Origin of the sequence: Synechococcus sp. UW140 (assembly GCF_900474295.1) — a bacterium.
Classification (GTDB): domain Bacteria; phylum Cyanobacteriota; class Cyanobacteriia; order PCC-6307; family Cyanobiaceae; genus Synechococcus_C.
Map to the genome: position 1 here is coordinate 72,142 of NZ_UCOB01000030.1, position 12,175 is coordinate 84,316.

The 12,175-nt window shown below is 61.2% G+C and carries 10 protein-coding genes; 3 read left to right on the forward strand and 7 right to left on the reverse strand.

All coding sequences use genetic code 11. The features are described from left to right. Window positions 1-142: 142 nt before the first annotated feature. From DXY10_RS12670 to DXY10_RS12695, 5 genes are all read right to left on the reverse strand, one after another. Window positions 143-544 (reverse strand): Hsp20/alpha crystallin family protein, encoded by a 402-nt coding sequence (locus DXY10_RS12670; RefSeq protein ID WP_115019808.1) that lies wholly within the window; start codon window positions 542-544, stop codon window positions 143-145. 233 nt (window positions 545-777) lie between these two features. Then, entirely contained in the window at window positions 778-1,263 is a 486-nt protein-coding gene (locus DXY10_RS12680; protein ID WP_115019810.1) for an MEKHLA domain-containing protein, read from the reverse strand. Next, complete coding sequence (locus tag DXY10_RS12685) at window positions 1,256-2,170, reverse strand: SWIM zinc finger family protein (RefSeq protein ID WP_115019811.1); 915 nt, start codon at window positions 2,168-2,170, stop codon at window positions 1,256-1,258. Before DXY10_RS12685 ends, DXY10_RS12680 begins: the two co-directional genes overlap by 8 nt. Window positions 2,171-2,173: 3 nt before the next feature. After that, window positions 2,174-5,359 (reverse strand): DEAD/DEAH box helicase, encoded by a 3,186-nt coding sequence (locus DXY10_RS12690; RefSeq protein WP_115019812.1) that lies wholly within the window; start codon window positions 5,357-5,359, stop codon window positions 2,174-2,176. Then, window positions 5,356-5,799, reverse strand: a complete 444-nt coding sequence (locus tag DXY10_RS12695; RefSeq protein WP_115019813.1) for a hypothetical protein — start codon at window positions 5,797-5,799, stop codon at window positions 5,356-5,358. The genes DXY10_RS12690 and DXY10_RS12695 overlap by 4 nt, the downstream gene beginning before the upstream one ends. 35 nt (window positions 5,800-5,834) lie before the next feature. Here DXY10_RS12695 and alaS point away from each other — a divergent pair, with 35 nt between their 5' ends. Then, window positions 5,835-8,513: an alanine--tRNA ligase gene (gene alaS, locus DXY10_RS12700; protein WP_115019814.1), complete on the forward strand. Its 2,679-nt coding sequence runs from the start codon at window positions 5,835-5,837 to the stop codon at window positions 8,511-8,513. Between the two features lie 95 nt (window positions 8,514-8,608). Here alaS and DXY10_RS12705 read toward each other — a convergent pair whose 3' ends face one another. Then, entirely contained in the window at window positions 8,609-9,187 is a 579-nt protein-coding gene (locus DXY10_RS12705) for a cyclic nucleotide-binding domain-containing protein (protein WP_115019815.1), read from the reverse strand. Window positions 9,188-9,309: 122 nt separating this feature from the next. Here DXY10_RS12705 and DXY10_RS12710 point away from each other — a divergent pair, with 122 nt between their 5' ends. Then, entirely contained in the window at window positions 9,310-9,618 is a 309-nt protein-coding gene (locus tag DXY10_RS12710; protein WP_371411161.1) for a DUF3307 domain-containing protein, read from the forward strand. Window positions 9,619-9,623: 5 nt separating this feature from the next. Further along, entirely contained in the window at window positions 9,624-10,304 is a 681-nt protein-coding gene (locus DXY10_RS12715; RefSeq protein WP_115019828.1) for a Crp/Fnr family transcriptional regulator, read from the forward strand. An 8-nt stretch (window positions 10,305-10,312) separates the two neighbouring features. Here DXY10_RS12715 and DXY10_RS12720 read toward each other — a convergent pair whose 3' ends face one another. Beyond that, the gene (locus DXY10_RS12720) at window positions 10,313-12,016 is read right to left on the reverse strand and encodes a ShlB/FhaC/HecB family hemolysin secretion/activation protein (protein WP_115019817.1); all 1,704 of its coding nucleotides are present in this window, start codon (window positions 12,014-12,016) and stop codon (window positions 10,313-10,315) included. Window positions 12,017-12,175: the final 159 nt, after the last annotated feature.

Below are 12,175 nucleotides of genomic sequence, written 5' to 3' on the forward strand. Positions count from 1 at the left end.
ACGGTTGCTTGCTCAGAAGCTTATCGATCACCAACGAATCGGTTTTCTTTGTGTCAAACAAAAAACCCTCCGCCGAAGCGGAGGGCCGGATCGTTCTCCTGTCACCTGGGAGAGATCGGTTGCTGCTCCCATGGTTTGGCGTTCAGCTCTCCACCGTGACCGACACGGTGGTGCGGTTCTCGGCTTTGGCGGCCTGAATCTCGAGAATGCCATCGCGGTAGCTGGCGCGTAGTTGGTCCCGATCCAGTGGCTGGCTGAATCGGAAGCTGCGGCTCCAGTTGCCTGGGCGGAACTCGCTCAAGAGTTGTTGTGGGTTGTTTTCGATGGCGGGATCCAGGCTGGCGTGGCGCTCGGCGCTGATTACCAGGGTGCGATCGGTGGCTTTCACGTCGATGGAGTTGCGATCGACACCGGGCAATTCGAGGCGCACGGTGTAACCGTCGGCATGCTCCAGCACTTCAGCTGCAGGCACGCGTTCGGCCTGGGCGACCTGTTGCTCAAGACGCTCAAGTAGATCGAAAGGTGATTGACGAAGGGTGATCATGGATGGTCTCCAATGGTTGAAACAAACGGGGTGGTTCGTGTCACCCGCAACGTCAATCTGCGCAATTTGAATGAAGCTGAGGAGTCGGAGAACCGTCCGATCAGGTTCGGCCTAGACGACAGGGTTCGGTTGGTACGACAAGGTTGGTGTGAAAACCGAAACTCATTTTTGATCAGGGCATTGGCTCATCAAATTGCAATCACAAATGCAGTCAGGCTTGTTGTTGTTATTGCTTAAAGCCAATGCCAGCAGGCAAAGGTTGCGGCTTGACCGCAGCGTTGTCCATTCAGATCCCAAAGGGTCCAGATACGGGCATTGTTGATCACAAAGCGGTGCCCCTGGCTGTCGATGCGGATGCCGCTATAGCCCTGGTAGGCATCCTGCTGGCGGGCATTGCCCAGGGCTTGGGCCCGTTCGCGGCGTTCCTTCTCGGGTGCGGTGAGCCGCGAGGGCATGCCCACCATCTGCGCCCAGCGCCTCTGCCACAGCTTGAGGGCCGCAGCATTGGCATACACGAGGGCTGGGTCGCTGCTGTCGTTATGGGCTAGCACCGGCCACGGTGCAGCAAACAGCTCTTGGCAGCTCACCCTGGCGTTGGGGCTGCAGTTGTGCCGATTCGCCAGGAGCGGCCGTCTGAAGGCATGGCTGTGGGAGCGCCGAATGCGCGCAGCCCAGGCACGACTGTCTGGGCTGAGCCAGGGTGGGTGCTCTTCAGCCACCGCCTGCAGTCATGGCGGCGATCAGCGCCTGTTGGCCGAGGGCCTGGCCCTGTGAGCGCAGATGGTTGAGGAACTGCTGTTTGGAGTTTGGGAAACGAGGTTCCTCTGCCAGCGGCAGCTCACCGGCGGCATCGAGACCGGTGTCGCCTTCCATCGCCGGAGTGATCACCACCAAATCGGCATCGAGGCTGGCGTCGTATCGCCACCAGAGGGTGGGATCGAGCACCGCAGGGTGGGGTGGTGTCGGCTGCTCGTTGTCTGCGCTGACGGTGCTTTCGCTCGGATCCGACGGTGTATCTGCATGCTTTGCCGCTTCTGCGGCCAGGGTTTCCAGGGCTTTGCGGCGGTATTCAGCCAGGTCTTCCAGCAGTTTTGTGCGGGTACGACCTCGCAATTGGAAGAGCACGAATGGGTCTTCGCTGAAGCGTTCCCCCATCAGGAAATAGACCGCACTGATGTGTTTGCAGGGATTGGCCTTGTCTGGACAGCTGCATTCGCTGCGCACTTCTTGCAACTTGAAGGGGAAGAGACGCCGGCCACTGGCGGCGAAGGCTCGCTCAATGTCGGCTGGCATGATCCCCGCCAGCAGCTGGGCCGACCATCGCGCTTTTTGGGTGAGCGCTTCGAGCACATAGCGCCAGTCTTCGTCGTTGAGAACGTCCAGCCAGAGTTTCACCTTGTAGGGATCTTCACCAGTGCCCTGCACACGGGCATGCACGCGTCTGCCCTCGAAGCGAATCGAGGTGACGTTGCCTTCGCGTGCATAGGTCCAGGCACGTTCCAACCGTTTCTTGTAGCGGTAGGAGTTGATCAGCTCCATCCACTGCTCTACCCACCAGGGCTGTTGCCCCAGCCCCTCATCGCCAAGGGAGGTGTTGATGCCGTGATTCGACGGTGTGATGGTCATGGTTCAGGAGTCCTCAAGGCTTACGAGTTCCTTCAGCTGGCCCATGTCCAGGCCGCCGAGCCAGTCTTCGCCGGAGCCAATGATGTCTTCGGCGAGGCGTGATTTCTCGCGGATCATGCGATCTATCTTCTCCTCCACTGAGCCGCTGGTGATGAATTTGTGCACCATCACCCGGTTGGTCTGGCCGATGCGGTAGGCCCTATCGGTGGCCTGATTTTCAACGGCTGGGTTCCACCAGCGGTCGATATGAAACACGTGACTGGCCCGGGTGAGGTTGAGGCCCACGCCTCCGGCCTTGAGCGAGAGCAGGAACAGTTGCGGTCCTCGGGGGTCTTCTTGGAAGCGATCCACCATGGCCTGCCGTTCGCTTTTGCTCGTACTGCCGCTCAGGAAGGGAACATCGCTGCGCCAGCGCCGTTGCAGGTAGCCCTGGAGCAGATGGCCCCATTCGGCGAACTGGGTAAACAACAGGGCCCGATCCCCTGCTTCGATCACCTCCTCCAGGATCTCTTCCAGGCGTTGCAGCTTGGCTGAGCGCTTGAGGAAATCGTCGTCGGGCTGCTTTTCCTTTAAGGCCAGGGCCGGGTGATTGCAGACCTGCTTCAGTTTGGTGAGGAGCCCCAGCACCTGGCCATGACGCTTCCCGCGTGGTGCTCGTGCGATCGCGTCGAGCGTGTCTTCAACGGTTTTGGCATAAAGCGACTTCTGCTCCTTGCTGAGCCCCACCCATTCGCTCAGTTCCACTTTTTCGGGCAGGTCGGAAATGATCGCTTTGTCGGTCTTGAGTCGGCGCAGGATGAAGGGTCCTACCCGGGATTTGAGATCGCGCAGTGATGACATGTCGCCATAGCGCTCGATCGGCATGCGATAGCGCTGGCGGAAGAAGTCTTCCTCCCCCAACACCCGTGGGTTGAGGAAATCCATCAGGGCCCAGAGTTCACTCACTCGGTTTTCCACCGGGGTGCCGGTGAGGGCGATGCGGAAACGGCTGCTGCGGCCGGGTCGGCCTAGATCCCTGGCAGCCATGCTCTGCTTCGCACTGGGATTCTTGATGGCCTGGGCTTCATCAATCACGACTCCTTGCCAGTCGATGCTTTCCAGCAGCTCGCTATCGCGTTGGAGCAGGCCGTAGCTGGTGAGCACCATGTCAATGTCCTTCAAGGATTTCTTGAGGGCAGCTGGGGTGGAAGGCCGGCGTGGCCCGTAGTGCTCCTTCACCATCAGTTCTGGTGTGAACGCGGCCGCTTCCCGTTTCCAGTTCGTCAGCACTGAGGTGGGGGCGACAAGCAGCACCGGTCTTTTCAGTTCCTGTTCGGCTTTGAGGTGTTGCAGAAACGCCAGCAGTTGGATCGTTTTGCCGAGGCCCATGTCGTCGGCCAGGCAGGCCCCTTGATCGAAGCGGTGCAGGAAAGCAAGCCAGCCCAGCCCGCGCTCCTGATAGGGCCTGAGCTGGCCACAGAATCCTTCCGGAGCCGGGAGCGGGTCTGGCGCTTTTTGCTGGTGGTATTGCTCGAGAACTGCCTGTAAACGTGGGCCGGCTTCAAGGCGATGCACCGGCAGCCGCATCAGTGTGTCGCCTTCAGTAGCCGTTAGGCGCAGGGCGTCATCGAGGCTGAGTTCTGGGTTGGCGGCACAGAACCGTTCGGCATTTTTGAGGTCGTTGGGACGCAGTTCGATCCAGGCCCCTTTGTGCCGCACCAAGGGGCTGCGTTTACCCGCTAACCGCTCGAGTTCCCGCAGCGTCAGGGTGACTCCACCGATCATCAGCTCCCACTGCCAATCGAGGGTTTCTCCGAGCGTGAAGCCTCGGGATCGTTCGGGAAGTTCGGCTTTGATCGCCAAGCCGAGGCGGCTGGCTAGGCCACCGGAGAGGCTTGGAGGCAGCTCCACTCCCACACCCACATCCCGCAATTGGCGGGCAGCGGTGCGCACCAGCACAAAGGCTTCCGCTGGCGTGAGCTGCATGGCCTCGGGGGTGGCACTGTCGAGCCCGCGCTCGATCGGCGCGAACACGGTGAGGGCACGGCCCATGCCCTCCAGCAGCAACTCGCCGGGATGCTCCACCGCAATTTCACCCAGTTGCAGGCCCTGGGGCCCTGCCGCCCAGGCCACCCCTGCCGGCAGCTTCAGGGTGGGATCAGCTTCGGCCTGCAGGGCGAAGCGCAGTGTCCAAAGGTCCTCCCCGTCTTCAGGAGTTTCGAGTTCAAGACATGCCCTGGCGGCTGCCACATTGCCGGCCACGCCTTCACGCCAATGGTGGCTGGCGGTGGCGAGTCGTTCGGCTTCTTCATCGTCCAGATGAATCACGCCCGTGTCAGAACCCAGGGCCTCCTGCCAGGCGCTGAGTAAGGGATCCAGTCCTTCTGTGTCAGGAGTGAATCCTGTACGCAGTTGGGCATCCACCAGGTCTTCCAGCAGGGTGGCGACCCGTAGGCGACCACTGCGGGGCCTGCAGCTGGCCACCGGGTTGGCGGCGCGCATGGCCTCCGGTCTTAAGCGTGTGGTGCGGTTGCTGCGCCGACCTGTCGGTTCTCGCCAGGGCAGGGCACAGGTGGCGACGAGGGGCAGTCGGGCGGCCAGATCCTCCAGGCGGCGGCGGTCGTCTTCGCGGTTGAGCAGGGGCACCCAACGCGCCCTGTGGGGGTAGCCCTCACCTCTGCTTAATTCGACCTGGGGAATCCAGCGCCCCCTGGCGATCAGGCTGAGGGCCCAGCGCTGCATGTGGCTCCACCAGCGCAGTTCGTCGGCGAGGTCGGGGTGTCGACCCGAGAGGGGTAGGCGCGCCAGCCAGGCCGTGGCTGCTCCTGGTTCAATCGCCAGACCCTGCACCTGCCAGGGCCACCATTCGGTTTGCTTGGGGATTGGCTCACCAGCCTGGAGAGGGAGTCCGGTCCAACCGCCGTCGTCTGACGCTGCTGCTTCGCCGCGCTTTCTGCGCGGCTTGACCGTTCGGCTCGGCAGGGTGAGGCAGGCCGTGGCATCAATGATGCCGTCGGGTAGGAGGTCGCGTTCGCTCAGCCAGGCCCGTAGGTCGTCGGGGCTGAGGCTGAAGGGATGGATGGCCGGCGTTGCGCCTGGGCCTGCTGGCTCGGCCACACGCCAGGTATCCGCCCACACGAGGAGTGCAGGCCTCCCAGAGCTGGAGGGGGTTCGAATGGCGGGAAGCCAGGTGGCGTGCAGCAGGCTCATGGCCGCGACGCGGACAGCATGCGTTGGGTTCCGTGAAGCAGGAGTGCGCTACCGATCAACGGCAACCACGCCAATAGGAGTTCCACTACTAATGATGCCAGGGCATCTGCCCCGGCGAAAGGAGAGGGCAGGGTCATTCCCAGACTTCGGACGCCGCAGATCGCTCCCACAAGCCCTGCCTGAAGATGGGAGTCCTCGGGATCGACCCGTTCAAGATGAAAGGCCAACAACCCATAAAAGAGGCCGCAGCCACTGGATCGCACAGCCATCTCGAGGCCAAAGGGCAGACCGATCAGTCCTGCTGCTAGGCCTGCGGTCAGGGCCCAGCTGATCGACCGCCAGCGCAGGGCGGCACGGTTCAAACCCTGCGCGTCTGAGGGGCTCGGAGTGGTGTCAGGAAGCGGGGCGGCCAACGTCTGCGGCGGCTCAGGGGTGATCATGGCTGCTGGACCCGACTTTCCTGCCTGAATTCGCCATGGCTGTTGCACGATCGTCGCGCTCTGGTGCAGCGCGTCCCCGCAGCGGTGCCGAGATTCGAGCGGCGTTTCTCGATTTCTTCGAGCAGCGGGGTCACAAGCGCATGCCCAGTGCCTCTTTGGTGCCTGAGGACCCAACGGTGCTGCTCACCATTGCGGGCATGCTGCCGTTCAAGCCGATTTTTCTCGGCCAGCAGGAGCGACCTGCCCCTTGTGCCACGAGCAGTCAGAAGTGCATCCGCACCAATGACATTGAAAACGTGGGGCGAACCGCACGCCATCACACGTTTTTCGAGATGCTCGGCAACTTCTCCTTTGGTGATTATTTCAAGGAGCAGGCGATCCAGTGGGCGTGGGAGCTGAGTACCGGTGTCTTCGGTCTTGATCCGAACAATCTGGTGGTGAGTGTCTTCCGTGAAGACGATGAGGCAGAGCTGATCTGGCGGGATGTGGTCGGTGTCAGTCCGAAGCGGATCATCCGCATGGATGAAGCCGACAACTTCTGGGCTTCTGGTCCAACCGGGCCCTGTGGACCGTGTTCGGAGATGTATTACGACTTCAAGCCCGAATTGGGTGATGACGGCATCGACCTGGAGGACGACGACCGTTTCATCGAGTTCTACAACCTGGTGTTTATGCAATACAACCGCGACGCTGAGGGAACGCTCACGCCGCTGGCGAATCGCAATATCGACACTGGCATGGGCCTGGAGCGCATGGCCCAGATCCTTCAGGGCGTGCCGAACAACTACGAAACGGATCTCATTTATCCCCTGATTGAAACGGCTGCCGATTTAGCTGGGGTTGATTACAAGACTCTTGATGGGAAGGGGCAAACCTCTCTGAAGGTGATCGGTGACCACAGCCGTTCTGTGGTGCAGTTGATCTGTGATGGCGTCACCGCCAGTAATCTCGGCCGCGGCTATATCCTGCGGCGACTGCTCCGTCGGGTGGTGCGCCATGGCCGTTTGGTCGGCATTGGTCAGCCTTTTCTTACCACGATGGGGGACGCCTCGATCGCCCTGATGCAGGAGGCCTATCCCCAGCTCGTGGAGCGCAGGGATGTGATCCTGGCGGAGTTGCAGCGAGAAGAGGCCCGTTTCCTTGAAACCTTGGAGCGAGGCGAGAAGCTGCTGGCGGAGCTGATCGCTGCCAAGCCCAGCCAGATCACAGGCGCACAGGCCTTTGAGCTCTATGACACCTATGGCTTTCCGCTCGAGCTCACGCAGGAGATCGCCGAGGAGCAAGGACTGGAGGTTGATCTGGGCGGATTTGAAACGGCGATGGAGGAGCAGCGTCAGCGTGCAAAATCCGCCGCGGTGAGTATCGACCTCACCTTGCAGGACGCCATTGATCAGGTGGCCGCCGAGCTGGAGGCCACGACGTTCCAGGGCTATGAGCTACTGGAGCAGAGCAGCAGCGTGCAGGCGCTGGTGGTGAACGGAGCTCCGGCTGAGAAGGCCGCTGCTGGTGATGCCGTGCAGCTGGTGCTCGATACCACGCCCTTTTATGGCGAGGGAGGCGGTCAAGTGGGTGATCGCGGTGTGCTGGTGGGCGATGGCCTAGATGGCAATGGCCTGATCGTTGAGATCGATGGCGTCAGTCGCAATCGCAGTGTGTTTGTCCATAGCGGACGGGTGGCCAGGGGCAGCCTTGCGATTGGTGACGTGGTGCATGGTCAGGTGGATCGTGCCTGTCGTCGCCTTGCTCAGGCGAATCACACGGCGACCCATCTGCTCCAAGCGGCTCTGAAGCAGGTCGTCGACCCCGGCATCGGTCAAGCCGGTTCGCTGGTGGATTTTGAGCGTCTTCGCTTCGATTTCCACTGTCCTCGGGCAGTGAAGCCAGAGGAGCTGGAGCAGATTGAAGCCCTGATCAATGGCTGGATCAGCGAGGCCCATGCGTTGCAGGTGGAGGAGATGGCCATTGAGCGGGCCAAGGCGGCTGGGGCCGTGGCGATGTTTGGTGAGAAGTACGCCGATGTAGTTCGCGTGGTGGATGTTCCCGGAGTCTCGATGGAGCTCTGCGGCGGCACCCATGTGGCGAATACCGCAGAAATCGGTCTGTTCAAGATCGTGGCTGAGAGCGGTGTGGCTGCAGGGATCCGCCGGATTGAAGCAGTGGCCGGAGCTGCCGTACTCGCTTACCTGAACGAGCGGGATGCGGTGGTGAAGCAGCTAGGGGATCGGTTCAAGGCGCAGCCCGGCGAGATCGTTGAGCGGGTGATAGCGCTTCAGGAGGAGCTCAAAACCACCGGTAAAGCGCTCGCCTCTGCTCAGGCAGAGCTTGCGGTGGCGAAGTCCGCCGTTCTAGCTGCGAAAGCGGTGACTGTCGGAGATGTCCAGCTCCTCGTGGAGCGGCTGGATGGGGTGGATGGCACCGGCCTGCAAGGGGCGGCCCAGAGCTTGGCGGATCAGTTGGGGGATGGTGCTGCGGTGGTGATCGGTGGCCTCCCCGATCCGGCTGATCTTGGCAAGGTCATTCTGGTGGCTGCCTTCGGCAAGGTGGTGATCGCCAAAGGGCAGCAGGCTGGCAAGTTCATCGGAGCAATTGCCAAGCACTGCGGCGGCGGCGGCGGCGGTCGCCCGAACCTGGCCCAGGCGGGTGGTCGTGACGGGGCGGCCTTGGATGGGGCCCTAGAAGCAGCCCGGGAGCAACTGGAGAAAGCCTTGAGCTGAATCTGGAGGCATGGAAGCCCATCGCCGCCTCTCTGTTCCTGCGCGGTCTGTTGCTACGAACTCTGTTCGGGGCAAGGCTGCCAAGAGCGTTGTCGTCAGGATTGGTGGGTCATGGTCCTTTGTTGGATGCTCTCCAACTGCTTGGCAGCGTTGGCCAGGCTGCAGGAGCTTTCGCTCAGGATGGAGCAGCAGCGTTGTAGTTCGGCACTGTCGTTAGCACTCAGGGCCTGAATCGCAGCCAGCAGTAAGGCCTGGTTGTGATTGGCCTGGCGGCAGCGGGCCCCGCTCAGGGCGAGCATCTCCAGCACTAATTCAGTGTCGAACAGCAAGGCCTGGAGCAGGTCGTCACTGCGGGCAGCGAGCAGGCTGGCTGGACCCTGTTCAACCCGGACCTGGGCGCTGTAACGGTTGTCGCCGAATAATCCCATTTCGCCAAGGATTTCGCCCTCTCGAACCAGAGCGAGCATTCGGGCGGGCTGGCCCGCTTCGATGTGCTCCACCGCCAGCACACCACTGCTCACAAGAAACACCCATTCGGCGGGCTTTCCTTGCTCGATCACGATGTCGCCTGTTGCAAGGTTGTGGGTTTCGGGCTGGAGCTGGCTGAGGTGCGTGCTTAGCAGTTCCCTGAGCCTGGCCCGGATCTTGTCGAGTTGTGGCTCAATGCCCCCCATGGTTGGGTGTGCGGTCCCATTCCCATGCTGGGCAACATTGTTGATCCAGGCCGCAAGAACTGACCTAGCGTCATCGAAGTCGAGGTGTTGAGGCGAACGTCATCGCTGCACTCAACCTATTAATCCTTTTGGGCATGGCCCACTTCGTCTGCGACTTTGTTCTGCAGACCGATCGCATGGCTCGCGAAAAGATTGCTGGTAGCGATGTCACCCTGAACTGGCGCTGGTGGCTCATCTCCCATGCGGCCACCCATGGTTTGGCGGTTGCACTGTTGACGGGGGTGCCTCGTCTTGGGCTGGCGGAAATGGTGCTGCACGCGATCATCGACTGGTGCAAGGGGAGATTTCGTTTTTCCCTGGCTCTTGATCAGGGCCTTCATCTGGCCTGCAAGCTGCTGTGGGTGGTCCTGATCGTGTCGATTCGAACATGACGATGATGTTGAGCCGCGACGACCTTCAGGCCATCTCCCTTTTTGAGAGCTTGGAGGCTGACCAGCTGGATCAGATCCTTGATCGGCACCGGGAATCGTCCCACCAGGCCGATCAGGTGATCGTGATGGAACAGGACTGGGGCGAGTCGCTTTTCTTGCTCTGTGATGGTTTGGCGAAGGTGCGCACGTACACCGCCGATGGCGACGAAGTGGTGATGTCGCTCTTGGGTGCCGGTGATGTGTTCGGCGAGATGGCCGCGCTTGATGGTGATGCTCGCTCCGCTGATGTGGTGGCACTCACGCCACTTCGACTGGTGAAGTTGAGAGTTCCGCCGTTTGCAGCCTTGCTCGACAAGCAGGCGGGCTTTGCCCTTGCTCTGGCAAAGCTTGAAGCATCCAGGTTGCGGGATCTCAACCGGCGTTTTGCGCTTCAGACAGCGGATGCCACTACCCGGCTGCTGGATGCGCTGGCTTATCTCGCACGCAAAAGTTCCGATCAAGACGACCCTCAGGCCCCGATCCCTCCGATGGCACAGCTAGAAATCGCTTTGATTGCCGGGCTGGCCCGTGAAACGGCCTCGCGCACCCTTAGCAAGTTGCGAAGCCGTGGAACCGTGAGTGAGGAGGACGGACGGCTACGCCTGGCCGATCTCAAACCCTTGGAGAAGCGCGGCCTGTTGCTGTGAACTGAGGCTTAGAAGCGGTAGCGGACCTTGCCGTAGGCCCCACTGCCGAGCAGCCAGTCGTTCCAAAAACCTGCATTGTTGTCGGCGTGGAACTGGTCGTTCCATCCCAGCTCCACCGACCAGTGCTGGCCATGGAGCCAGCGCAGCAGGATTCCACCTGTACCGATTGTGTCCTCGATACTCACGTCGGCTCGGCTGGTTTGGATTCCGCCGATACCGATGAAGGGCACCAGCTGCAAGGCGTTGTCGTTCTGCTGCCAGAAGGTCCAGTTCAGCTCGCCTGTGCTCAGCCAGCCATTGTCTCCGCTGATCAGGGTGCCGGGTAAACCCTTGAGGCCCACATCACTGCCGAGTGCAAAACCCATGTCACTGGTGAGTTCGTTGAAGGCCACTTGGCCAGCGGCGCGCAGATTGAGCTGAAGACTGGGATCAATCCGCCAGCCAACGGAGGCGATTCCTCCCAGTGCACGGGATTCACCTGGGGAGACGGCGTAAAAGGAGAGATCATGCAGCTCTTCTGAGCTACTGAAGCCGGCGATGCCTTGTAGTCCATAGATCTGGCCAGACCAGCCGAGGTTGGCATTACTGCCCGCATGGCCGAGGCCGATGCGTAGATAGCCCGTGCTCAGGTCACCGTCCGGGCCGCCACCGATGATCAGGGGAAATGACTGGCCATCGAGGTAGCTGTCGTTGCGGTTGGCACTGAGCCCGGCCAGGGCATACCAGGTTTGATCCCCGGAATCGGCGAAGGTCCATTGCAGTTGTGCCAGACCTTGGTATTGACGGAAGCTGAGTCCGTGGGCTGGTTGACGTGCTTCGACGAGGTTGCGGCGACTGGCCCCAAAGGATCCAGTAAGGCTGACGGACTCGCCCAAAGGGATGGTGTAGCTGAGAGAGCCAATACTTGCCCCCAGTTCTGGATCACCATCGGCGTTGAGTTCGCCGTAAATTTGCAGAACGTCTCCTGCCCAGAGGAGTTCGGGTTTCTGCAGCACGGCCAGTGCGCGCCATTCACCACTGCCGGCGTTGCCGTCGTTGCGCAGACTCAGGTCGCCGCGCCAGGGATGGCTGGCGGGGCTGACGGTGAGGGTGAGCACCGCCTGCGTGGGGTCGCTTCCCAGTTTGCCGAGGCTGCCTGAGACGCTGCTGACAACGGAGCGTTGCTTCAGTTGCCGCAGTTGGCGTTGCAGGCTGGGCAGGTGGAGGGTTTGGCCCACCAAGTTGCTGAGACGCTGGCGCACTTTTTGTGCGAGTCGTTGATCGTCGCTGTTGACGTGCAATTCCACCAGTCGCCCCATCACCACCGTCAGTTGTCCGGGGGCAGGCTCGGGCTCGATGTACACCCGCGAATTCACATAGCCGTCTTGTTGCAGCCGTCCACTCAGACTTGCTGCGCAGCGTTTGAGCTGGTCGTTGGCACTGGTCGACCCACTGCACCTCCGCAGCAGTTGATTCAGTTCAGTTGAGCTGTAGGGAGTGTCGCCATTGATTCGAGGTAAGGGAGAGTTCTGTGATCCTGAGTTTTTTGCTGGTGGGCTGACTTCCTGTTGGCCCTGCGGCAGCGCATCTGGGCTGATGGTGAGTCCAGCGTCATCATCGGTGCTGCTGTCTGGTGTGGTCTGGAGGGGGCGTTCGTTCGGAGCCGGGTCGGGCACCCTGGCGGGACCTGGCTGGAGCGGAGGGGCTACCAGTTGCGCCAAGAGGAGCAGCATCGATTCGGCGCTTGTTACTCGTGAGAACTTTAAAGTTGTCTGAGAAAAAATCATCTAGCGTGCTCACGCAGCAACACATCTGCTGCATCGAGATGGTGAGGGCGCATCGAATGAGACGACTTGCGCTGTTGCCGCTGTTGATCGCTTTGTCTGGCATCA

Bases quoted from the DNA above. Each gene is read 5' to 3' on its own strand.
- DXY10_RS12670 (WP_115019808.1), bottom strand. From the start codon at position 544: ATGATCACCCTTCGTCAATCACCTTTCGATCTACTTGAGCGTCTTGAG.
- DXY10_RS12685 (WP_115019811.1), bottom strand. From the start codon at position 2,170: ATGACCATCACACCGTCGAATCACGGCATCAACACCTCCCTTGGCGAT.
- DXY10_RS12690 (WP_115019812.1), bottom strand. From the start codon at position 5,359: ATGAGCCTGCTGCACGCCACCTGGCTTCCCGCCATTCGAACCCCCTCC.
- DXY10_RS12695 (WP_115019813.1), bottom strand. From the start codon at position 5,799: ATGATCACCCCTGAGCCGCCGCAGACGTTGGCCGCCCCGCTTCCTGAC.
- alaS (WP_115019814.1), top strand. From the start codon at position 5,835: ATGGCTGTTGCACGATCGTCGCGCTCTGGTGCAGCGCGTCCCCGCAGC.
- DXY10_RS12705 (WP_115019815.1), bottom strand. From the start codon at position 9,187: ATGGGGGGCATTGAGCCACAACTCGACAAGATCCGGGCCAGGCTCAGG.
- DXY10_RS12715 (WP_115019828.1), top strand. From the start codon at position 9,624: ATGTTGAGCCGCGACGACCTTCAGGCCATCTCCCTTTTTGAGAGCTTG.
- DXY10_RS12720 (WP_115019817.1), bottom strand. From the start codon at position 12,016: ATGCTGCTCCTCTTGGCGCAACTGGTAGCCCCTCCGCTCCAGCCAGGT.